Below are 22081 nucleotides of genomic sequence, written 5' to 3' on the forward strand. Positions count from 1 at the left end.
CACGTAAGCGCCCGGAACCGTCCGAGCGACGTCGATGCAGGTTGCACCGGGATCGATACTAGACGATCCGGTCCGTGTCTGGCAAGGGGATCAGGTGGTGGCCTGTTTTGCCTGCTCGCTGAACCATTCGAACAGGATCAGGCCGATGATCGAGGCCAGCGGCATGAAGATCAGCGACACGCCCACCCACAAGGCCGGCGACCGGCCGAGGCTTTTGGCTGCCATGCCGATGAAGATCAGGTGCAGCACCAGGCAGATGAAGATCGCCATGCCGGCGGCGATGATCAGCAGCACGGACTGGCTGGTGTATTTGAACAGCGGCGGCAGGAACGCGGCCACGCTGAGTATCCACAGGATCAGCGTGACGGCAGCGGCAGCAATCGGTTGTTGAGCACGGGCGATTTGCATGGCACCTCCGTTGGTAGAAGGGTCTATGCTGCCACGAAATAGACACAAAAGCAACGACCTCCCCCGCACGCTTTTGCCACGACCTCGGCGTCACCACTTAAGGGTCGGACCCGGCGGGTCCGACCCTGCCTGGCCGTGCGGGGTGAATGCTAGCGCAAAGAAGTCAGCGCCGACGCCACCACCATGGCGCCGATCGCCAGCCACTGTGTGAGCGTCAAATGTTCGCCCAGCACCGCCATGCCCGCCAGCGCGCTGAGCGCCGGCGCGGCGCTGCTGAACATGCTGAAGGTGCGCGACGACAGCGTCCGCATCGACAGCATCTCCAGCGTGTACGGCACCGCGCTCGACATCACGGCAATGGCCAGCCCGGTCAGCAGGAACGACGGCGTCAACAACAGCGCGCCCGCGTGCGCAACGCCGATCGGCACGATGAACAGCGAGGCCGCCAGCATGCCCCACGCCACCGACTGGCCGCCCGACATCGACGACACGCGCTTGCCGTACACGATGTACAAGGCCCAGCACACAGCCGCGCCGGCGGCATAAGCCACGCCGACCGGGTCGAGCTGGTCAACCTGCCCATGTATCGGCAGCAGGAAATACAGCCCGGCCACCGCCAGGCAGACGGCCACGAAGTCACGCGGGCGGTGCGAGGCCAGCACCGCCACCGTCAGCGGCCCGGCCACCTCGATCGCCACCGCGATCCCCATCGGGATGCGGGAGAAGGCGCGGTAGATCAGCAGGTTCATCAGGCCGATGACCGAGCCGTAGACGGCCACGTTGATGATCTGCTTTCCGGTCAGCGGCGTGCGCCACGGCCGGAAGATCAGCAGCATCACCAGCGCGGAAATGCCGACGCGGTAGGCGGTCACGCCTTCCACGCCGATTTGCGGGAACAGGTGTTTGGCAATCGCCGCGCCGATGTTCAGCGACAGCTGGCTGCACAGCAGCGCCAGCCCGGCCAGCAGGGGATTGCCGGCGGGATGTTGGTTTGCCTCGGCCATATTATTTTGCCGACAGTTCGAGCTTCACGGCGACGGGCTTGCCGGCGCCGGTGCCGCTGTTGATGCCGGTGCCGGTGCCGCTATCGGTGGCGGCTGGCGCGCCGACCGAGGCGGTCGTGGCGCCGGCTTCCCTGAGCAGCGCGACCACGTTGGCCGCGCGCTGGGCGCCCAGTTGCGGCAGGGCGTCGTTGGCGAGTGGCTGCGTCTGCGCAAGGCGATCTTGCAACTTGCCGTAGAAGGCGCTCGCATCGGCCACCTGCGGCTCGCCCTGCACCAGCTTGCCGAGCCGCTGCAGCACCGGCAGCTTTTGCGCGCCCGCGCCCGCAGTGGCGCTGGCGCCGACGGGGGCGACGCTGGAGCCAGCGCCTGCAGCGGCTTCAGCGGCCTTCTTTTCCTTGTCCAGCTCGGCGGCGCCGAAGCGTTCGGCGTACAGGTCGCGCAAGGCGCCGCGGATCTTGCGCTGGCCGATGTCCAGCGGGCCGGGCGCCTCCCCGGCGGCCAGCTTGATGTCGGCCTTGGCCAGCACGACGCGGCGCAGCGCCTGTTGACGCAGGGCGGCGCCATCCCTGGCTTCGCTGTACAGGCCGGGCACGGACAGCTTGAGTTCCGGTTTCTTCGCCAACATCTGCGCCACCTGCTTCAGCTTCTCGCGCTCTGGCGGCAGCACGGCATCGCTGCCGACGTCGAACTCGACCACCTCCAGCTTATCGCCGCTGACGCCGAACAGATTGCCCAACGCGCGGAACGGCGAGGTCACCACCTTGGTCATGATATTGCCCAGCGCCTTCCACACCACCGCGCCGTAGCTGAAGCTCGGGTCGTTCATATTGCCCGACACCGGGATACCCAGATCAATGCGGCCATTGCTGTCCTTGAGGATGGCCAGCGCCAGTTCCAGTGGCAACTTGAGCGCGTCCGGGCTGTCGATGCGCTCGCCCAACGTCAGGTTGTCCAGCACCACCTGGTTGTTGCCTTCCAGCTGGCTGTTGCGGACCTTGTATTGCAGGTCCAGCGAAATCTTGCCTTGTGCGATTTTGTAGCCGGCGAATTTCATGCTGTACGGCGAGGCGGACACCATGTCGACATTCTTGAACAGCACGTTGAGGTCGGTGTTATCGGCCGGCACAAACGGATTCAGCTGGCCGCGTATGCGGGCCAAACCGTAGTCATCCACGCGGCCATCCAGTTCGATCTGGCTGCGCGCATCACGCTTCGAGGACAGGCCGGTGATGATGCCGTTCAGCTCGTAGATATGCGCGCCGAATTGCGGCCGCAGGCTGAGGTCGGTGAAGTCCAGCTTGGCGTCCTGCAGGCGCACGCGGCGGATGCGGATCGGGAATGGCTCCGGCGCGGCCGAGGCGGACGGACTGGCAGCAGCGGACGGCGCGGAGGACGCAGCGGCGACCTCGCGCCCGGTTGCCGCTACCGTCGCCGTCGTCGCCGCCATCGCGCTCGCCGGCGGCTGCTCCACCAGCAAGCGCTGCGCGTTGAAGCTGCGATCATTCTCGATAATCAGAATCGCCTTCGGCTCCAGCACGCGTAGCTCGGCCACGTCGAGCAGATCCGGCTTCAGGCTCAACGCCAGCTTGTCTGCGCGCACGCTGGTCCAGTTGGCGAACCGGTCGTTATCCAGCTCATTCAGCGCCAGACTGGCCACCTCGAACGACCCATCGTAACGCAACGCCGGATCGGTCTTGCTGCCGCCCGCGCCGGTGCGCAAATGACCTTGCGCGTTGATGGCGCCATCAACCAGCTTGAGCTTGACATACTTGCCCAACAGTGGCTGCACCGGCGCCAGCGCCAGCTTGCTCAGCTTCAGGTCCGTGTCGACGGCGCCGGTGGACGGCACCACCTTGCCCTTGGCGCTCAGCAGACCGCCTTCGCGCAGGCCGACGCCGCCTTCAAACGCCAATGACTTTTTCAGGTCGGTGCTGGCGTCGCGCACTTTCAGGTTGAAGTCTTGCAGATTGATTTTGATGCCGGTGGCCGCGTCATCAAAGCGCGCGCCCAACTTGTTCAGCTCCACCATTTTGATGGCGGCCTCCCACGGCGTACCGGACGGCGCAGGCGACTTGGCCGGCGCCTCTGCCGGCGTTGACGCGGGCCGGCCCGCCGTCGGCAACATGCTCATGAACAGGAACTGCCCCTTGGCGTCGCGCGACAAATCCAGTTGGCCGCCGTCCGCGTACAAGCGCCCCACGCTGGCCTTGCGCCCCTCCATATCCAGCGACGCATCATCGAAGCCAATACGCGACAGCTTGAGCGGCACCTGCGCACCGCTGTTCATCGACAGATTCTCCATCGAGAAATCAGCATCGGCGATGTTCAGCTTTCCGCCATCCAGTTGCAAACCAAGTTTGAGCCGGGCCTTGTCGGTGCTGATCTTCAGCGCCGGGCTCACGGTCTGGTCGAAATAGTTGATCGCCACCGCGTCCAGGCCGATCTGCTTGAACGCCAGCTTCCAACCGCCCGGCTTGGCCGCCGCCGTAGCCGACGCGGACGCCGGCACCGACGCTGGCACTGTGGCCGGCCTGGCGGCAGCAGGCGACGGTAGCACCAGATTCGCCACGTCCAACTGCCCCACCGCATCGCGCCGCACCGTCAACGCGCCGCCGTTCAGCTGCAGGCTGCCCACGCTGACCGACTGCTTCAGCAGATCCACGCCCACATCGCCAACCGCCAACTGCTTCACCTTCACAAACGGCGCATCGGCGCCGCGCTTCAGCGACAACTCACTCAAGCTCAGACCGGCGCCGGCGAGACTTGCATCCAGCTTGCCATCCTTGTAGCCCAACTTGTACGGCAGCCTGGCCGACAGCTTGCCGCTCTCCACCACCACGCGCGAGAACGACTTCAGATACGCCGCCATGCCCGGCAAGGCCACGTTCTCCAAGGTCAGCAAACCGCTGCCCGCGATCGGATTGACCGACGCCACGCCTTTCCAGTACAGCTTGCCGCCAAGGCCGGCATCCGCACTCAGCGTGTAATCGCCATCCTCATCCGGCAAGGTGCTCAAGTTGTTCAAGGCAAAAGTGATCGGCGCGAAGGTATCGTCATACCCCGCATGCTTGTCGTGCATGGCCACTTGGCCGTTGTCCAACGCAAAATGCTCGATGACCAGACGCGGCATCGGCGAATCCGGCTCATCCGGCTTCTTGTGCTTCTCCAGCGTCGCCAGAAACGCGGCGATGTTGAACTTGCCATCTCTGGCGATGGCCAGCTGCACGGCCGGCTGCGTGATGCGGATCTCGGCAAAACTCCAGGCGCGGCGGAACAGCGAACGCCACTGCATCTCCATCGCCAGTTCACCGACCGCAAACAAGGGCGTGCCATCGGCCTCGGTCAGACGCACATCGTGCGCCTCCAGCCGCAGCGTGAAGGGATTAAACGTCAATTGGCCAATGCTGGCCTTGCGCTCCAGCTGCGTCTCGGCATACTTGGGCAACTGGCTCTTGATCACGCTCGGCAACAACCATGCCCCCGCCAGCGCATACACGCCGACGACACCGACCGCGCCCAGTCCCCACCGCTTCCACCGTATTGCCATACCCTACAACCTTCACTATTTTTATGTAACAGGCAACAGTATAATCGATGCATGAAAGCAGAACTCGAACCCTTCCACGCCATCGCCATCAGCAAGCAGGCCCACGCCCTCAAAGCTGAGGGCCGCTCGATTATCCACATGGAATTCGGCCAGCCGTCCACCGGCGCGCCGCAAGCCGCCATCGCCAGGGCTCACGCCGTGCTGGACGCCGAAAGCATGGGCTACTGGGAAAGCGCGCCGCTGAAACAGCGGCTGGCACGGTTTTACACCGAACGCTACGGCGTGACGGTCGACGCCGACCAGTTCATCCTGACCTGCGGCGCCTCGCCAGCGCTGGTGCTGGCGCTGAGTTCGATGTTCTCGCCGGGCGAGCGTATCGCCATGGCGCGTCCCGGCTACGTGGCCTACCGCAACACGCTGAAGGCGCTGCACATGCAGCCGGTGGAAATCGCCTGCGGCGCCGACGTCGGCTTCCAGCTGACCGCCGCCGCGCTGGCCGCCGTCGAGCCGGCGCCACAGGGCGTCATCATCGCCAGCCCGGCCAATCCGACCGGCACGCTGATCAAGGCCGACGAACTGAAAGCCATTGTGGCAGTGTGCCGCGCGCGCGGCATCCGGATCATCTCGGACGAGATCTACCACGGCCTGAGCTACGTCGAGCCGGCCCAGACCATCCTCGCCCACGAACCGAACGCGCTGGTGGTCAGCAGCTTTTCCAAGTATTTCAGCATGGCCGGATGGCGCCTCGGCTGGCTGCTGGCGCCGCCAGAGCACGTCGAGCGCGCGCAAGCCTATTGCGGCAACCTGTTCCTGACCGCGCCCTCGCTGAGCCAGCACGCCGGCCTGGCCGCCTTCGACGCGCTGGACGAGCTGGACGGCCACATCGCCGTCTACCGCGAAAACCGCCGCCTGCTGCTGGCCGCGCTGCCCGAGCTCGGCCTGACCACGGTGGCGCCGCCCGACGGCGCGTTCTACATCTACGCCAGCATCGCCCACCTGACCGACGACAGCCTGGCGTTCTGCAAGCGCCTGCTGCAAGACACCGGCATCGCCAGCGCGCCCGGCATCGACTTCGATCCGGTCGACGGCAAGCACTTCATCCGGTTCAGCTTCGCCGTCTCCACGGCGGAAATCGAAGAAGCGATCCGCCGCCTGAAACCCTGGTTCGCGGCCCAACCCAGAAAGGACTGACCATGCGCCTCGCCTCCCTGCCCCACTCCGCCGTACTGGCCGCCGTTGTGATGCTGGGAGGATGCGCAAGCACCGCGTCGGCGCCGGCCGCGCCACCCGGCCTGGATGCCGAAATCCAGCGCCTGATGACGGCGGCGCGCGTGCCCGGCCTGCAACTGGCGCTGATCCAGGACGGCAAGGTCACCTACACCCACGCCTACGGCTATGCCAATGTCGAGCAACAGCAACCGCTGCGCACCGACACCATCATGTACGCCGCTTCGCTCACCAAGGCCGTGTTCGCCTACACAGTGATGCAACTGGTCGACGAAGGCGTGCTGACGCTGGACGCGCCGCTGCCCACGCTGCTGAAAAAACCGCTGCCCGACTATCCGAAATTTGCCGACCTGAAGGACGACCCGCGCTGGCAGCGCCTGACGCCGCGCATGCTGCTGTCCCACACCAGCGGCCTGCTCAACTGGCGCTACATCAACGAGAACAACAAGCTGGATTTCAAATTCGAGCCCGGCAGCCGCTACGTCTACTCGGGCGAGGGCCTGAACATCCTGCAGATCGTGGTGGAGGAGCGCACCGGCGTGCCGCTGGAAACGCTGATGCAGCAGCGCGTATTCGACCGCTTTGGCATGCGCGACACCAGCATGGTCTGGCGCGACAGCTGGGCCGGCCGCGAAACCACGCACTACGGCAAGGATGGCACGGTGATCCCGCACAAGCGCCGCAGCGACGCCCGCGCCGCCGGCTCGATGGACACCACCGTCGGCGATTACGCCGCCTTCCTGGCGGGCGTGCTGCGCGGCGAGGGCTTGTCGCCCGCCGCGTATAACGAAATGCTGTCGCCGCAAATGGCGATCGTGTCGGTACAGCAGTTTCCCTCGCACTGGCCCGGCGATACGGCTTTATGGCGCGGCATCGGCCTGTCCATCGGCCTCGGCTGGCCGCTGTACAACTCGCCGATGGGACCGGCATTCTTCAAGGAAGGCGCCGACGATGGCACCAACAATTTTGCACTGGGTTTCCGCCAGTCGCGCAACGGCATCGTCATGCTGAGCAACAGCTCGAACGCCAACAATATGTATTTCCCCGCCACCGAGTACGTCTATGGCAAGACCTGCCTGCCATGGTTCTGGATGAACTACATCCCCTACGACCGGCCGGACCTGATGGGCTTGCAGGCGCGCGAGCGGCCGGAGCTGAGCCCCGGCTGCGGACGTTGAACCGCGCTACTGCTCGGTCATGCCCCGCAAGTTCTCGATATCGGCCACCGCGTGTCGCCACGCGACTTCCGGATCGAGCACCGGGGCGGACTGCAGACCAAGCTGGATATCCTTGAGCACCTTGTTGCCCAAGGATATCTTGTAGCGCAGGGCCGTGTATTCGACGTCATAGGTCTTTTTCAGCCCCTGTTTGCGCGTATAGGTGTCGTGAGAAGCAGACATATATCCTCCTTGTTCAAACCGTCCGAACAGGATAGCACCAACTCACACTTCCGGCATTTTCGCGATCAGTTTGTCCAGCGTGATCGGATAATCCCGCACCCGCACCCCGGTGGCGTTGTAAATGGCGTTGGCCACCGCCGCCCCCACGCCGCAAATGCCCAGCTCGCCAACGCCCTTGGCTTTCATCGGCGACGATATCGGGTCGGTTTCATCCAGGAAGATGACTTCCTGATGTGGAATGTCCGCGTGCACCGGCACCTCGTAGCCCGCCAGGTCGTGGTTGACGAAGAAGCCGGCGCGCTGGTCGATCACCAGATCCTCCATCAGCGCCGCGCCGGCGCCCATGGTCATGGCGCCGATGACCTGGCTGCGCGCCGCCTTGGGATTGAGGATGCGGCCGGCCGCGCACACCGCCAGCATGCGGCGGATGCGGGTTTCGCCGGTGGCCGCGTCCACGCCCACCTCGACGAAATGCGCGCCGAAGGTGGACTGCTGGAATTTCTTGTCGAGGTCGCCGTATTCCATCGTGTCCTCGCACACCAGCTCGCCGTTGGCGGCGGCCTGGGTCAGCGGCAAGGTGCGGCCGTCGGCGCGCACATTGCCGTTGGCGAATTCGGCCAGGCGCGGATCCAGCCCCAGCTTCTGCGCCGCCAGCTCGCGCAGCTTGACGCAGGCCGCGTACACGCCCGCCGTCGAGCTGTTGCCGCCCCACTGCCCGCCCGAACCGGCCGACACCGGAAAGTCCGAGTCGCCCAGCTTGACCTGCACCTGGCTCAGCGACACGCCCATCATCTCGGCCGCCGTCTGGGCGATGATGGTGTAGCTGCCGGTGCCGATATCGGTCATGTCGGTTTCCACCGTCACCAGGCCCTTGCCGTCCAGCTTGACGCGGGCGCCGGACTTTTGCACCAGGTTGTTGCGGAAGGCCGAAGCCATGCCGATGCCCACCAGCCAGCGGCCATCGCGCACCTTGCCGGGCTGCGGATTGCGCTTGTCCCAGCCGAAGCGCTGGGCGCCGGTGCGCAGGCAATCGACAAAGCGCCGCGTCGAGAACTTGCGCTCGCGCTTGGCCGGATCGACCGTGGTGTCGTTGATGATGCGGAAGGTGATCGGGTCCATCTTCAGCTTCTCGGCCATTTCATCCATGGCGATTTCCAGCGCCATCAGGCCCGGCGCCTCACCAGGCGCGCGCATGGCGTTGCCTTCCGGCAGATCGAGCACGGCCAGGCGCATTTTGGTCATGCGGTTGGGGCCGGCGTACAACAGCTGCGTCTGCTGCACGGCGGTTTCCGGTTTGCCGTCCGGCAGATCGCCGGACCAGCTCTCGTGGGCGATGGCGCTGATCTTGCCCTCGCGCGTGGCGCCGATGCGGATGCGCTGGATGGTGGCCGGACGGTGCGTGGCGTTGTTCATGATCAGCGGCCGTTGCAGCGCCACCTTGACCGGCCGCCGCACCGCCCTGGCGCCCAGCGCCGCCAGCAAGGCCTCGGCGCGCAGGAACAGCTTGCCGCCGAAGCCGCCGCCGATGTAGGGCGACACCAGCCGCACATTCTCTTTCGGGATGCCCAGCGTTTTGGCCATGTCGCCGCGGCCCCAGTTGATCATCTGGTTGGACGTCCACACGGTCAGCTTGTCGCCCTGCCATTCGGCGATGGAGGCGTGCGGCTCCATCATCGCGTGCGACTGGTCCGGCGTGGTGTAGGTGGCGTCCAGCTTGACCGGCGCGGCGTTGAAGGCGCCGTTGAAGTCGCCGACCTTTTTGTCCTTGGCGTCCTTGTCGTCCGGCTCCACCGCCTTGTCCTTGACTTTGGCCAGGTCGTAGGCGCCCTGCTCCGCGCTGTACTGCACCTTGACCAGCTGCGCGGCGGCGCGCGCTTGCTCGAAGGTCTCGGCCACCACCAGCGCGATCGCCTGGTGGTAATGCTGGATGTCCGGGCCGCCCAGCAGCTTGGCGGTGTTGAAGTTGCCCTTGCTCAGCTTGCCGGCGTTGTCGGCGGTGACGACCGCCAGCACGCCGGGCGCGCGTTGCGCCGCGCTGGTGTCGATGCTCTTGATGCGGCCCTTGGCGATGCCGGCGCCGACCACGTAGCCGTAGGCCGCGTTCGGTATCTGGTGTTCGTAGGCGTAGGGCGCGGTGCCCGAGGTTTTGTACGGACCATCGATGCGGTCGGTCGGGTGGCCGATCACCTTCAGCTGGTCGATGGGATTGGTGGTGGCGGGAGTGGCAAATTTCATGTTGTTCAGCCTTTCTTCACATCGGCCAGCACCGAAGCCAGCGTGCGCTGTATCAGCGGGACTTTGAAGGCGCTCTCGGCGCTGGGCCTGGCGCCGGCCAGCAACTGCTCGGCAACCGCCTTGGCGCCCTGCGGCATGCTGGCGTCGGCGGCCGGCACGCGCCACGGCTTGTGGGCGACGCCACCCAGCGCCACGCGGCCGCTGCCGTCCGGCAGCACCACGGCCGCCACCGACACCAGCGCAAACGCGTACGAGGCGCGGTCGCGCACCTTGCGGTAGACATGGGTGCCGCCCAACGGCTTGGGCAGCGTGACGGCGGTGATCAGTTCGCCCGGCATCAGCGCGTGCTCAATATGCGGCGTGTTGCCCGGCAAGCGGTGAAAGTCGGCAATGGGGATGGTGCGCGTGACGCCGTCCGCCTTCACCGTTTCCACGGTGGCGTCCAGCAACTGCATGGCCACTGCCATATCGCTCGGATGGGTGGCGATGCACGATTCGCTGGCGCCGAGAATGGCGTGGTTGCGGCTGTAACCGCCGATCGCCGAACAGCCGCTGCCCGGCTGCCGCTTGTTGCATGGCTGGTTGGTGTCGTAGAAATACGGGCAGCGGGTGCGCTGCAGCAGGTTGCCGGCGGTGGTGGCCTTGTTGCGCAACTGCGCCGAGGCGCCGGCCAGCAAGGCGCGCGACAACACGGCGTAATCGCGCCGTACGCGCTGGTCGGCGGCCAGGTCGGTGTTGCGCACCAGCGCGCCGATGCGCAGGCCGCCGCCGGGCGTCGGCTCGATCTTGTCCAGCGCCAGGCCGTTGACGTCGATCAGGTGCTGCGGCGTTTCAATCTCCAGCTTCATCAGGTCCAGCAGATTGGTGCCGCCGGCGATGAAGCGCGCGCCAGGATTGCGTTGCGCCGCTGCGGCGGCCTCGGCCGGCGATTGCGCACGCTGATAGGTGAAGGCTCTCATGCGGTCCTCCCCGCCACCTCGGTGATGGCATCGATGATGTTGGAGTAGGCGCCGCAGCGGCAGATGTTGCCGCTCATGCGCTCGCGCAGTTCGGCCTCGTTGAGCAGCGGTTGGGCGTTGATGTCGGCGCTGACATGGCTCGGGATGCCTTGCCTGATTTCATCCAGGGCGGCCACGGCGGAACAGATCTGCCCCGGCGTACAGTAGCCGCACTGGTAGCCGTCGTGCTTGACGAAGGCGGCTTGCATCGGATGCAGCTGGTTGGGCGTGCCGAGGCCCTCGATGGTGGTGATCTTGTCGCCGTCGTGCATGACGGCCAGCGTCAGGCAGGAATTGATGCGGCGGCCGTTCACATGCACGGTGCAGGCGCCGCACTGGCCGTGGTCGCAGCCTTTCTTCGTGCCTGTCAGATGCATATGTTCGCGCAGCGCATCGAGCAGCGTGGTGCGCGTGTCGACGTCCAGTGTCTGCGGCTTGCCGTTGACGGTGAGGGAAAACTTGGTCCGGGTGGGCGGCGGCGTGCTGCCCTGCTCCTCGGCCGCCATCAGCGGGACCGCCGTGGTGGTCGCCGACAGCGCGCCCGCAATTAATAAATTACGCCGGGAAAGACTGATGTCGCTGAAATCGTTCATGTCGTCGCATCCTTCTGCCTGTAGGGTTAGGCTTTATGGTAAATGCGTTACGACTTCAGGTTAAACACGATTGACCGGGATCATTGACAGCGCGAGTGTCGCGCGCAAAATGGGCGGATGGAGACCAACGACAAAGACTACATCGATGCAAAGTTGCAAGCCGTTATCGAACGACTGAACGGCGATGCCCGCGCGCATCAAATCGCCACTGACGCCCGCTTTGTGCAGGTCAATCAAGTCATGGAGGCGGGATTCGAATCCCAGCGGAAAGATAACGAAATCTACTGGGCACAGATGGAAGCGTATTTGCAAAAGATGGTCAGCGAAGTGACTAAAAGTCAGAGCGAAGTCACTCGAAGCCAGGGGGAGATCATCAAGTGGGTCGCCGCCATTTGCACCGCCAGCGCGGCCATCACCATTTCCGCAACCACCTTGCTGGTGGCGCAATCCGCGCCCAGGACGCCGGCGCCGATTGTCATCTATGCCCCGCCCACGCCTGCGCTCGTCAAGCCTCACACAAGCGCCGCGTCCAGTCCTCAACCTTTCCTGACTGCACACGCCGCTCAAACGTGGTCCGCCAGTTCGCAGTCAATTGCGCAATCTGCGCGGCTTGCCGCCACTCCTGCTGTTGCGCGTCTGATGCGAACAATGCGCTGATCAGCCGCGCCATCGGCCACGCGGGCTGCGGCCGCTCGACCAACTCCAGCGCATCGCCGCTGGCGATCCAGCCCTCGCGCAGCACGCGGTAATACCAGCCGGTGGCGCCCGACTCCTGCATATTGCGCGCCGCGTCATCCCTCCGCAGCAAGCGGTTCAGCTTCCAGCACGGCTGCCGGCCCTGCGACACTTGCAGCAGCGCCGATCCGACACGATAAACGTCGCCAATGTGCACATTAAGCTCCGTCATACCGGCCGTGGAAAAATTCTCGCCAAACGCCCCCGGCGCCAGCGCCACCGGGCTGTCCGGATAGCGCAAGCGCCACAACGGATAATGCTCGGTGGCATAGTGATGCACCGCCTTCTCCGGCCCGCCATGAAACACGCGGTCACCCTGCTCGTCGCCCTCCAGCCCGCTCACACCCAGCCACACCTTGCCAGGCTGCGGCGCCTTCACGATGCCGCTGGGCACGTCCTCTCGTCCCGCCCGCGGCAGCGGCCGCGCCGGACCGACAAACAGCGACGCAATCCGCACGTTCATCAGAACCCCGACAACCACGCGCGCAGCGCCTCGCGCCCCGCAGTCACCAGGCCATCGCCGTAGCGCGCGGTATCGGCCCGCAACCGCGCCAGATCGACGCCGGCGTGATGCAGTTCCACCGCATGCCCCGTCAGCCATTGCTCCAGCGCCGCCGGTTCAAACTCCGCATGGAACTGCACACCCAACGCATGCAGGCCGACCTGAAACGCCTGGCACGGCGTCCCCGGCGTGGACGCGGTCGCCATCACGCCGTCCGGCAATGCGATGTTGTCGCCATGCCAGTGCAGCACCGGCTGCCCGCGCAGCGGCGCCAGCGGCCCGGCATCTTGCGCCAGCTCCAGCGCCGACCAGCCGATTTCCTTGCCCGCGCCACGCGTCGTCACCGTGCCGCCCAGCGCCGACGCCATCAGCTGCGCGCCCAGGCACACGCCCAGCGTCGGCCGCTGCAATTGCAGACGCAGCTTCAGCCCCGCCAGCGCATCGGCCAGCCATGGGTACAGCGCCGTGTCGTTGACGCCGATCGGCCCGCCCAGCACCACCACCAGATCGGTGTCGGTCCACTGCGCCATGGTCAGCGGCGTGCCAGCGTGCTGGTAGGTGATGGTGTAACCGTGTTCCTCCAGCGGCGCCGCCCAGGCGCCCAGATTTTCAAAACCAACGTGATACAGCGCGATGCAGTTCATGGCCACAACCTCATAACAATAGGACTCCTAAATATTATCACAGAATTGAAGCCGATTGACAAACCTAACATCATTAGGAAATAATCGGATCAAGTTAGTTTTCAAATTCCGCCATGCCCCGAACCGGATTAACGCCCGACATCCTTGTCACCGCCGCCGCCACCCTTGCCGACCAGGCAGGCTTCGGCGCGCTGACGCTGACTGCCCTCGCCCGCCAATTCAACGTCAAGGTCGCCAGCCTGTACGCCCACATCGCCAATGCTGACGACCTCAACACCCGCGTCGCCTTGTTTGCGTTGAACAAGCTGGCCGACCTCGCGGACGACGCCGTGGCCGGCCGCGCCGGCAAGGACGCCCTGGTCGCCGTCGCCAACGTCTATCGCGACTTCGCGCGCCAGCACCCCGGCCTGTTCGAGGCCGCGCGCTATCGCCTGTCCGCACCGTTACCCGACAACAATGGCGGCGCGCGCATCTCGCGCGTCACCCGCGCCATGCTGCGCGGCTACGCCCTCGACGACCGCGCCTGCACCGACGCCATGCGTCTGCTCGGTAGCGTCTTCCTCGGCTACCCGATGCTGGAACTGGCGGGCAGTTTCAACCACAGTCAGCCGGACCCGCACAGCTCCTGGCTGCGCAGCCTGGACGCGCTCGACCACATGCTGCGCAACTGGCCCACCCACAAGGACGCAACATGATTGATTTCATCCACGGCGCGGTCGACATCGAGCGCACCGCCGACGGCCTGCTGCCGCATCGCCTGCCGGCCTGGGCCCGCGCGCAATGTCCCGACGCCTCGCTGGCCATGGCGGCATCGCAGCCCTCGGGCGTGCGGCTGTCGTTCCGGACCGCCGCCACCGCCATCGAGCTCGACACGCTGCCCACCAAGCGCGTCTACGCCGGCATGGCGGCGCGGCCGGACGGCGTCTACGACCTGCACATCAACGGCACACTGGTCCGCCAGCTCAGCGCGCCTGGCGGCAAGACGCTGAACATCGACATGGCCGCCGGCACCGCCACCACAAAGGCGGGCGCCGCGCAAACGCTGCGGTTCGACGCGCTGCCGGACGGCGACAAAACCATCGACATCTGGCTGCCGCACGACGAAACCACCGAACTGATCGACCTGCGCGCCAACGCCGCCCTGACGCCGCTGGCCGCGACTGGCAAGCGGCGCTGGCTGCACCATGGCAGCTCGATCAGCCAGGGCTCGAACGCCGCCAGCCCGTCCGGCATCTGGCCGGTGGTGGCGGCCGGCATGGCCGGCGTCGACCTCGTCAACATCGGCCTCAGCGGCAACGCCCTGCTGGACCCCTTCACCGCGCGCACCCTGCGCGACCTGCCGGCCGACCTGATCAGCATAAAAATCGGCATCAACGTGGTCAACACCGACCTGCTGCGCCTGCGCGCCTTTGTGCCGGCCGTGCACGGCTTCCTGGACACCATCCGCGACGGCCATCCGCACACGCCACTGCTGCTGATCTCGCCGTTGTACTGCCCCATCCACGAAGACACGCCCGGCCCCTGCCTGTTCGACGTCAACGCGCTGAGCCAGGGCCGGCTGCTGTTCCGCGCCGCCGGCAAGCCCGGCGATGTCCGACAAGGCAAGCTCACGCTGCGCATCATCCGCCAGCAACTGCAAGCGATCGTCGAGCAACGCCGCACGAGCGATCCGCACCTGCACTACCTCGACGGCACGCGGCTCTACGGCGCCGGCGACAACGCCCGCCTGCCGCTGCCGGACGAACTGCATCCGGACGCCGCCACGCACCGCCTGATCGGCGAGCGCTTCCATCAGGCCGCGTTTTTGACGGGTCACTGGGGCGTATGAGCATGCTAAGATGCGCCTCCCGCGTCACTACCGAATGCCACCCATGTCCGACAACAAAGCTGGTTTAGCCGAAGTCCGTTCGCAGTACGAAGCGCTGCCCTACCCGCCGCGCAAACCATCGGAGGAACGCCAGCGTCTGCTGCGCACGTGGCTGGAAGACCTGGCCATGATCAACCACTATTGCTACGCCGGCCGGCAGGACTTTCGCCACGGCTTCCGCGTGCTGGTGGCGGGCGGCGGCACCGGCGACGCCAGCATCTTCCTGGCCGAGCAACTGAAGGACACTGACGCGCAGATCGTCCACCTCGACTTCAGCGGCGCCAGCATCGCCATCGCGCGCGAACGGGCGGCGATCCGCCAACTGGACAACATCACCTTCATCCGCGACTCGCTGCTGAATCTGCCCTCGCTCGGCCTCGGCAAATTCGACTACATCAACTGCAGCGGCGTGCTGCACCACCTGGCCGATCCGGACGCCGGCCTGCAAGCGCTGCGCGCGGTGCTGAAGGAGGACGGCGCGCTGGGCGTGATGGTGTACGCCACCTACGGCCGCACCGGCGTCTACCAGATGCAGTCGCTGCTGCGCCTGATGCAACAGGACATGCACGACGAGGCGGATAAAGTGGCGCATGCCAAGGGCGTGCTGGGCGCCCTGCCGCCCAGCAACTGGTTCAAGCGCGGCGAGGACCTGCACCAGGACCACAAGATCGGCGACGCCGGCATCTACGACCTGCTGCTGCACAGCCAGGACCGCGCCTACACGGTCGGCGAAGTGTTCGACTGGTTCGGGCAGCAACACGGCCTGCACCTGACCTTCTCCGACGTGCAGCGCGGCCGCGCACCGTATCTGCCGCACCTGGTCGCCAGCCGCTACAAGCTGCCGGGGCTGGACGCCATCCAGGCCATGCCCATGCGCCGCCAGCACGAAATCGCCGAACTGCTGACCGGCGAAATCATCATGCACTCGTTCTACGCCACCGCCAGCGCAACGCGGACGGCGCCGTACGGCGACGCCAGCTATGTGCCGTTCTACTACCACGAGCCGATCAACGGCGACACCATGGCCAAGGTCTTCAGCACCAACCACGGCAAGCCGTTCGTGCTGAACCATGCGCACAGCGGCGTGTCGGTGATGGTCGATCCGGGCAAGCACGGCGCCAGCATCCTGCGGCTGATCGACGGCCAGCGCAGCTTCGGCGACATCTTCGACCTGATGCGCGGCTTCCAGCGCGCCGCCGGCCAGCGTCCGCTGACCGATGCCGAATTCTTCGCCGACTTCCGCGCCAGCTACGAGGTGCTCAACGCCATCGAACGCCTGCTGCTGCGCCACCGCGACGCGACACCGCCGCCGGCGGTGTGAGGCCAGCCGCCGGGATCTTTAAGTATTCATCCAGGTTGTCACTATTTATAGGTTTTCAGTCACTAGCCAGTTTTACGGATTACCGGCAAGATATAGTCCATGTCCGACATTTATCGAAGCCAATTCCGTATGCCGCTCGCGCTCTTCGAAAAGCTGAAGAGTGAGGCTGGCAAGTCCAAGCGAAGCGCCAACGCTGAGTTGGTTGCTCGGCTGGAACGCAGCCTCGCCGACAGTTCGAACGAAATCGACCTGCGTATCCTGTTCGAAACGTTGGAACGCCTTTCCCTGCGCAATCCGGCCATGCGCTACAGCTTCGGCATCAACCTCGGCGGCAAACTCGACGAACGTCCGGCAGAAATTGCAGGTGGGAAATGGGCGCTCGAACCCGAGCCCGGCGACGCCCTGGCGGATTTTGTGGCCGAACAAAGCTCCAAGGTGGTGCGCTCGGCCAAGGCAAAGCCTTAACCATCACTTTCCCCTAGCTTAGCGCGGTAGTCGCCGCCATATGCGCCAGGAACGCGGACGCCAATGGCGACAGTTTCTTGCCCTGCCGATACAAAATCCACCAACTGCACTGAATCGGAAAGCCGTCCACGTCCAGTACGGCAAGCCCCTCTTCCGCCGGCTCTTGGGCCAGCGCATAGCGCGAAATGATGCCCAGCCCCAACCCGGCCGCGACCGCCTGCTTGATCGCCTCGTTGCTACCCATCTCCATCCGCACATCGACCGCCAGGCCCAGCGCCCGCAAATAGCGGTCCCCCGCCAGCCGCGTGCCCGAGCCTCTTTCACGCAGAATAAAGCGGCTGGCGCGCAACGCCTCCGGCGACACGCCGCGCTGACCGGCCAAGGCGTGACCCCGCTCGGCGATCACCACCAGCGGGTTGGCCATCAGCTCCTGCCGCTCCAGCGCCATGTCCTCCGGCGGCATCGACATCACATACAAATCGTCCAGATTGTCGGTCAGGCGCTGCACCACCCGGTCGCGGTTCAGCACTTCCAGCGCGATATCGACGCCGGGATGGGCGGCGCAAAACGTGCCAGGCAAACGCGGCACGAAATACTTGGCGGTACTGACGATCGACAGCCGCAGGCGGCCGCTGGCCACGCCTTTGAGGCCGTCGATGACCTGCTCAAACGCCGCCCATTCATCCATCATCGCCCGCCCCGAGCGCGCCAGCGCCTCGCCCGCCGTGGTCAGATACATCTGCTTGCCCACCTGCTCATACAGCGGCACCCCGATCGACTCCGACAACTCGCGCAACTGCATGGAGGCCAGGGCGGCCAATCCGGCCGCTTTTTTATAAAAGTTGAAAAACTGTATTGCGTAACGCTACACAATACAATACTATCGCATCCATTGACCTGATCGGTCGACATAACCAGAGGCGATGCATGACCACTACCGAACCCATTCATCCAGGAGCGCGCATCAAAGCTGAGGTCTTTCCAGCAAAGATGTCTGTCACGAAAGCTGCCGAGCTGATCGGAGTCGGTCGCCCGGCTCTTTCCAACCTACTCAACGGGAATGCATCCCTTTCCGCTGATATGGCGACCCGCATCGAGAAGGCTTTCGGCGTTCCGCGAGAGGACTTGCTTGAAATGCAGGCCCAGTATGACGCTTTTACGGCAAAGCAGAAAAGTGCCCCGGCAAACGCGAAGATGTACGTCCCGCCGTTCCTATCGTTCAAGGCCAACGACATTGAAAACTGGGCGGGGCACAACATCCAGGCCCGTAGCCGGTTCGCGGTCTTCCTGAGGACCCTGGTTCACTCGACGGGGATTGGACTTACGGAAGTGGATTTTCCTGGGAACGACGATGCCGAACGTCCGGGCTGGGACGGCAAGGTACAAGCCAGCGAGGGAACTCCCTGGGTTCCAGCCAAACGTTCTGGCTGGGAGTTCGGCACCAACGAGGACCCCAAGACCAAGGCCGAGGCCGACTACCAAAAGAGCCTGAAAGCAGCTTCAGCAGAAGAGCTGGCGGATATGGTATTCGTCTTCGTAACGCCTCGTCGGTGGCCCGGCAAAAACAACTGGGTAAAAGAGAAGCAGGCCGACGGTGCGTGGAAGGATGTGCGAGCCTACGATTCCAGTGACCTTGAGCAGTGGCTGGAACAGTCGCTACCAGCCCAAGCTTGGTTCGCGAACGAAACGAAGGCACCGTCCCATGAGGTGCGGTCACTTGATAGGTGCTGGGCAGACTGGGCAAACGTGGCGAACCCGCCGCTGCCAGGGGCGCTTTTCAGTTCGGCCATCGAAGAGGCAAAGCGCAAGCTCGGTTCCCGCCTCATAAAGTCTTCTGCAGGGCTGATCGTGATCGCGGCAGATTCTACGGACGAAGCGTTGGCATTCATCGCCCAGTGCTTAGGCCCCGATGGTGGCCCGGAACTGTTCCCCTTCCGGGACCGCGTTCTGGTGTTCGACAAAGTGGGGGTCTTGCCACGACTGGCCGAAGGAGCAAAGTCCTTTATACCGGTCATCCATTCACGGGATGTCGAGGTGGAATTCGCGCCGTATGCCGGCCAGATGCACGCCTTCGTCGTGTATCCAAGAAATTCGGTCAATGCTGAGCCCGACATCATTCTCGAGCCGGTCGGCTTCGAAACCTTTGAGTCCGCGCTGAAAAGTGTCGGCAAGAACCGTGACGAGATCAAGAACCTGGCGAATGAATCGGGAAGGTCTTTGACCGTGCTTCGTCGTCGGCTAGCGACCGTCCATGCGGTGCGGATGCCACTGTGGACCACGCAGCAACACGCATCGGAGAATCTCATCGCGTTTATGCTGGTAGGTGCATGGCATGTGCTCAACGAGACCGACAAGGCCGGGCTGTCACTGATGGCCGGAGACCGAAACTTCGAAGAGCTGGAGAAAGACTGCCAGCGCTTGGTCCAATTGAACGACGCACCTGTCTGGTCCATTGGCACATATCGCGGCGTGGTCTCCAAGATCGACCTGCTTTACGCCATTGCTCCTAACGTAACGAGCGAAAACCTGAAGCGCTACTTCGACGTCGCGCGAATGGTGCTTGGTGAGGATGATCCATCTCTTGACCTTGATGAGGACCAGCGTTGGGCTGCCTCTATCCGAGGCAAGACCCGGGAGTTCTCCCCAACGTTCCGCCAGGGGATTTCAGAAACGCTCGTACTCTTAGCCGTCCACGGCGTAGGCCTATTCAAGGGACGCCTCGGTATCGATACGGAGGTGGAGGCGACCAAGGTAGTACGCGAACTGCTGACTCCGCTGACCACGCGCATCCTCGAGGCCAATGACCGGGACCTACCTCTCTACGCCGAAGCGGCACCGGCCGAGTTCCTCGCAATCATTGACCGCGATCTTAAAGCGGAAAACCCCGCAGTCTTTGGCCTCCTACGCCCTGCAGGGACGGGCATGTTCGGTAGTCCCAGCCGGACAGGCCTGCTCTGGGCGTTGGAGGGATTGGCATGGAATGTGGAGACCCTCCCTCGCGCCGCGCTGATCCTTGCAAGGCTCGCTCAAATTGAGATCAATGACAACTGGGTGAATAAACCTGAAAATTCTCTGGAAGCCATATTCCGAGCCTGGATGCCCCAAACGGCGGCCAGCAACGAAGAGCGGCTAGAGTTGATGAAAACGCTTTTCGTAAAATTCCCCAGTGTCGCCTGGAAAATTTGCGTCGCACAGTTCGGCAATAATCATCAGATCGGGCATCACAGCCACAAACCGACGTGGCGGCCAGATGGCTACGGTCATGGCGAGCCTTTCCCGACATGGGGTCCCATCCTGGAGTTCAAGGCCGAGATGGTCAAACTGGCGCTTACGCAGACCAGCTACACGGTCTCGATGCTTTGCGATCTTATCGACCGGCTCCACGCCCTCTTAGAAGTCGACCAATCCCGCGTGTGGGAACTTGTCGAGACCTGGGCAGGGACCGCCAATGATCGGGACAAGGTAACGTTACGCGAAAAAATCCGCACCTCTACGCTGTCCCGGCGGGCGGCATTGCGAGCCAAGAAGAATGGTGCGCCGTCCCAGATTGCAACCATCGCGAAAGGCGTATATGCCGCACTCGAGCCGAGCAACCTGGCTGACAAGCACGCATGGCTATTCAAAAACTCATGGATTGAAGAGTCGGCCGACGAGCTAGAAGACATTGATAACATGGATTTCGAAGAGCGCGACAGGCGCATCCGCGACCAGCGAGTTGGTGCTTTACTGGAAATTAACGAGAAACAAGGAATAGGTGGCCTGCTCGACCTCGCAATTCATAGCGGGGCACCGGGAATTATCGGTTCCCTTTCTGTCGACCGAGTGCTGAATACGGAGAAGTTGCTTGCGCTCGTTGAGCTCGCTTATCAGCAAATGCTCCAAAGCGGCCCCGCTGCTCGCGCCTCGGAATGGTTAATACAAGGCATTTTCGGCGCAATTTCGGACGATGCGGAGCGCGATGCATTCCTCAGGTCCGTCATTGCAGCCGTAGGTTCCGAAAACGCGATTCGTGTTCTGATGCTTGCACCATTCGGTAAGGCCACTTGGACGTTGGTCGGATCACATGGTGAGGCTGCTGAGACTCAGTATTGGAAGGAAATCATTCCTGGTTGGCTGCACGAATCCCCGGTCGAATTGGCGAAGGCAGCCGACATGTTAATGAACGCCAAGCGACCGCGGGCTGCGTTCGCGCTCGCCAAGCACTCGCCTGAGAAGCTGCCGATACGCACGCTTGTCCAGCTACTCACGGCCATGTCACAAAGTGGTGATGACAAACCGGGCGAATACCTACTTGAACACTACCACGTAGAAAAAGCATTCGAGTGCATCGATCAGTCTGCCGAGCTGTCACTTGAGCAAAAAGCTGGGCTTGAGTTTGCGTACATTGATGTACTGGACCGCGCTTGGGATCGGCACGCAAAGTCCATGATCCCCAACCTGGAGCGTTACATAGAAGACCATCCGGAAGTTCTGGTCCAGGCCATCGTCTGGACCTACAAGCGCAAGGATCGCGCCGAAGACCCTCCACAATTCAAAGTGGAAGCCGACAAGGCCCAAGCGATGGCGGAGCGTGGCTACAAGCTCATTCAGGCGTTGAAGCGAATCCCAGGAAGCGACGAGCACGGTGACGTAGATTTTGACCGGCTTGCAAAATGGGTTGGCACAGTTCGGAAATCCTGCGCTGAACTTTCCAGAGCCGGGGTCGCTGACCTTATGCTCGGAGAGCTCCTTGCATCTGCGCCGGCCGGAAAGGACGGCACCTGGCCTTGCGAGGCGGTAAGGCGTGTCATGGAAGACATCCAGTCCGAAGACATGATGCGCGGAGCGCACACCGGTGTCTACAACTCCCGCGGGGTACACACTCGAGGCCCCGGTGGAGACCAGGAGCGGCAGTTGGCCGAGAAGTACAGGAAATTGGCCCAGCAAATCCGCGCCTCGTCGCCGTACGTGGCATCTGAGCTTCTCCTGAGGCTGACCGATACCTACGAGAGGGAGGCCGTGCGGGAGGACACCGAGGAGCAAATCAATCGACGCCTCCGGTAGGCTCGTCGTCGACTCCGACAACACCGCCTGGTTGTCGGACACGCGGAGCGGCTGAACGAACAGTAGCAGTCAGCCTAGTTGGCGCTTTTAGG

Annotated in this window: 18 protein-coding genes; 7 read left to right on the forward strand and 11 right to left on the reverse strand. The window is 63.9% G+C overall.

Features of this window, described 5'->3' with window-relative positions:
- Window positions 1-90 precede the first annotated feature (90 nt).
- From FHW58_RS11305 to FHW58_RS11315, 3 genes are all read right to left on the reverse strand, one after another.
- Window positions 91-408 (reverse strand): hypothetical protein, encoded by a 318-nt coding sequence (locus tag FHW58_RS11305; RefSeq protein ID WP_179673086.1) that lies wholly within the window; start codon window positions 406-408, stop codon window positions 91-93.
- 149 nt (window positions 409-557) lie between these two features.
- On the reverse strand, window positions 558-1412 hold the full coding sequence (locus FHW58_RS11310) for a DMT family transporter (RefSeq protein WP_179673087.1): 855 nt from the start codon (window positions 1410-1412) through the stop codon (window positions 558-560).
- A 1-nt stretch (window position 1413) separates the two neighbouring features.
- A complete protein-coding gene (locus FHW58_RS11315) occupies window positions 1414-4959 on the reverse strand; it encodes a DUF748 domain-containing protein (protein WP_229265128.1) in 3546 nt (1181 codons plus the stop codon).
- A gap of 51 nt (window positions 4960-5010) precedes the next feature.
- Here FHW58_RS11315 and FHW58_RS11320 point away from each other — a divergent pair, with 51 nt between their 5' ends.
- Together FHW58_RS11320 and FHW58_RS11325 are read left to right on the forward strand one after the other, a co-directional pair.
- Window positions 5011-6150 (forward strand): pyridoxal phosphate-dependent aminotransferase, encoded by a 1140-nt coding sequence (locus FHW58_RS11320; RefSeq protein WP_179673088.1) that lies wholly within the window; start codon window positions 5011-5013, stop codon window positions 6148-6150.
- Between the two features lie 2 nt (window positions 6151-6152).
- Window positions 6153-7364, forward strand: coding sequence for a serine hydrolase (locus tag FHW58_RS11325; RefSeq protein ID WP_179673089.1), 1212 nt, complete (start codon window positions 6153-6155; stop codon window positions 7362-7364).
- Window positions 7365-7370: 6 nt separating this feature from the next.
- On the opposite strand, the gene FHW58_RS11330 is transcribed toward FHW58_RS11325, so the two are convergent.
- Genes FHW58_RS11330 through FHW58_RS11360 form a run of 7 tightly spaced genes read right to left on the reverse strand, consistent with a single transcriptional unit; the run spans window position 7371 to window position 13293 of the window.
- A complete protein-coding gene (locus tag FHW58_RS11330; RefSeq protein WP_179673090.1) occupies window positions 7371-7586 on the reverse strand; it encodes a hypothetical protein in 216 nt (71 codons plus the stop codon).
- A gap of 42 nt (window positions 7587-7628) precedes the next feature.
- Window positions 7629-9821 (reverse strand): aldehyde oxidoreductase molybdenum-binding subunit PaoC, encoded by a 2193-nt coding sequence (gene paoC / locus FHW58_RS11335; RefSeq protein WP_179673091.1) that lies wholly within the window; start codon window positions 9819-9821, stop codon window positions 7629-7631.
- Between the two features lie 5 nt (window positions 9822-9826).
- The gene (locus FHW58_RS11340; RefSeq protein ID WP_179673092.1) at window positions 9827-10780 is read right to left on the reverse strand and encodes a xanthine dehydrogenase family protein subunit M; all 954 of its coding nucleotides are present in this window, start codon (window positions 10778-10780) and stop codon (window positions 9827-9829) included.
- A complete protein-coding gene (paoA, locus tag FHW58_RS11345; protein WP_179673093.1) occupies window positions 10777-11412 on the reverse strand; it encodes an aldehyde dehydrogenase iron-sulfur subunit PaoA in 636 nt (211 codons plus the stop codon). Before paoA ends, FHW58_RS11340 begins: the two co-directional genes overlap by 4 nt.
- 60 nt (window positions 11413-11472) lie before the next feature.
- A complete protein-coding gene (locus tag FHW58_RS11350; RefSeq protein ID WP_179673094.1) occupies window positions 11473-11859 on the reverse strand; it encodes a hypothetical protein in 387 nt (128 codons plus the stop codon).
- A gap of 58 nt (window positions 11860-11917) precedes the next feature.
- The gene (locus FHW58_RS11355) at window positions 11918-12610 is read right to left on the reverse strand and encodes an MOSC domain-containing protein (RefSeq protein ID WP_179673095.1); all 693 of its coding nucleotides are present in this window, start codon (window positions 12608-12610) and stop codon (window positions 11918-11920) included.
- On the reverse strand, window positions 12610-13293 hold the full coding sequence (locus FHW58_RS11360; protein WP_179673096.1) for a glutamine amidotransferase: 684 nt from the start codon (window positions 13291-13293) through the stop codon (window positions 12610-12612). Before FHW58_RS11360 ends, FHW58_RS11355 begins: the two co-directional genes overlap by 1 nt.
- Window positions 13294-13406: 113 nt before the next feature.
- Here FHW58_RS11360 and FHW58_RS11365 point away from each other — a divergent pair, with 113 nt between their 5' ends.
- The 4 genes from FHW58_RS11365 (at window position 13407) to FHW58_RS11380 (ending at window position 16946) form a co-directional block, all read left to right on the forward strand.
- Window positions 13407-13988, forward strand: coding sequence for a TetR/AcrR family transcriptional regulator (locus FHW58_RS11365; RefSeq protein ID WP_179673097.1), 582 nt, complete (start codon window positions 13407-13409; stop codon window positions 13986-13988).
- Complete coding sequence (locus FHW58_RS11370) at window positions 13985-15121, forward strand: GDSL-type esterase/lipase family protein (protein WP_179673098.1); 1137 nt, start codon at window positions 13985-13987, stop codon at window positions 15119-15121. Before FHW58_RS11365 ends, FHW58_RS11370 begins: the two co-directional genes overlap by 4 nt.
- A 43-nt stretch (window positions 15122-15164) precedes the next feature.
- The gene (locus FHW58_RS11375) at window positions 15165-16481 is read left to right on the forward strand and encodes a bifunctional 2-polyprenyl-6-hydroxyphenol methylase/3-demethylubiquinol 3-O-methyltransferase UbiG (protein ID WP_179673099.1); all 1317 of its coding nucleotides are present in this window, start codon (window positions 15165-15167) and stop codon (window positions 16479-16481) included.
- Window positions 16482-16580: 99 nt separating this feature from the next.
- Window positions 16581-16946 (forward strand): Arc family DNA-binding protein, encoded by a 366-nt coding sequence (locus FHW58_RS11380; RefSeq protein WP_179673100.1) that lies wholly within the window; start codon window positions 16581-16583, stop codon window positions 16944-16946.
- Between the two features lie 13 nt (window positions 16947-16959).
- Here the strand turns inward: FHW58_RS11380 and FHW58_RS11385 are convergent, their stop codons facing one another.
- Window positions 16960-17766: a LysR substrate-binding domain-containing protein gene (locus FHW58_RS11385; RefSeq protein ID WP_229265129.1), complete on the reverse strand. Its 807-nt coding sequence runs from the start codon at window positions 17764-17766 to the stop codon at window positions 16960-16962.
- 107 nt (window positions 17767-17873) lie between these two features.
- On the opposite strand from FHW58_RS11385, the gene FHW58_RS11390 reads away from it, so the two are divergent.
- Entirely contained in the window at window positions 17874-21989 is a 4116-nt protein-coding gene (locus FHW58_RS11390; protein WP_179673101.1) for a HigA family addiction module antitoxin, read from the forward strand.
- The last annotated feature ends 92 nt before the right edge of the window (window positions 21990-22081 follow it).

The sequence above is a fragment of the Duganella sp. 1224 genome (genome assembly GCF_013408245.1).
GTDB lineage: Bacteria > Pseudomonadota > Gammaproteobacteria > Burkholderiales > Burkholderiaceae_D > Rugamonas.

Bases quoted from the DNA above. Each gene is read 5' to 3' on its own strand.
- FHW58_RS11305 (WP_179673086.1), bottom strand. From the start codon at position 408: ATGCAAATCGCCCGTGCTCAACAACCGATTGCTGCCGCTGCCGTCACG.
- FHW58_RS11310 (WP_179673087.1), bottom strand. From the start codon at position 1,412: ATGGCCGAGGCAAACCAACATCCCGCCGGCAATCCCCTGCTGGCCGGG.
- FHW58_RS11315 (WP_229265128.1), bottom strand. From the start codon at position 4,959: ATGGCAATACGGTGGAAGCGGTGGGGACTGGGCGCGGTCGGTGTCGTC.
- FHW58_RS11320 (WP_179673088.1), top strand. From the start codon at position 5,011: ATGAAAGCAGAACTCGAACCCTTCCACGCCATCGCCATCAGCAAGCAG.
- FHW58_RS11325 (WP_179673089.1), top strand. From the start codon at position 6,153: ATGCGCCTCGCCTCCCTGCCCCACTCCGCCGTACTGGCCGCCGTTGTG.
- FHW58_RS11330 (WP_179673090.1), bottom strand. From the start codon at position 7,586: ATGTCTGCTTCTCACGACACCTATACGCGCAAACAGGGGCTGAAAAAG.
- paoC (WP_179673091.1), bottom strand. From the start codon at position 9,821: ATGAAATTTGCCACTCCCGCCACCACCAATCCCATCGACCAGCTGAAG.
- FHW58_RS11340 (WP_179673092.1), bottom strand. From the start codon at position 10,780: ATGAGAGCCTTCACCTATCAGCGTGCGCAATCGCCGGCCGAGGCCGCC.
- paoA (WP_179673093.1), bottom strand. From the start codon at position 11,412: ATGAACGATTTCAGCGACATCAGTCTTTCCCGGCGTAATTTATTAATT.
- FHW58_RS11355 (WP_179673095.1), bottom strand. From the start codon at position 12,610: ATGAACGTGCGGATTGCGTCGCTGTTTGTCGGTCCGGCGCGGCCGCTG.
- FHW58_RS11360 (WP_179673096.1), bottom strand. From the start codon at position 13,293: ATGAACTGCATCGCGCTGTATCACGTTGGTTTTGAAAATCTGGGCGCC.
- FHW58_RS11365 (WP_179673097.1), top strand. From the start codon at position 13,407: ATGCCCCGAACCGGATTAACGCCCGACATCCTTGTCACCGCCGCCGCC.
- FHW58_RS11370 (WP_179673098.1), top strand. From the start codon at position 13,985: ATGATTGATTTCATCCACGGCGCGGTCGACATCGAGCGCACCGCCGAC.
- FHW58_RS11375 (WP_179673099.1), top strand. From the start codon at position 15,165: ATGTCCGACAACAAAGCTGGTTTAGCCGAAGTCCGTTCGCAGTACGAA.
- FHW58_RS11380 (WP_179673100.1), top strand. From the start codon at position 16,581: ATGTCCGACATTTATCGAAGCCAATTCCGTATGCCGCTCGCGCTCTTC.
- FHW58_RS11390 (WP_179673101.1), top strand. From the start codon at position 17,874: ATGACCACTACCGAACCCATTCATCCAGGAGCGCGCATCAAAGCTGAG.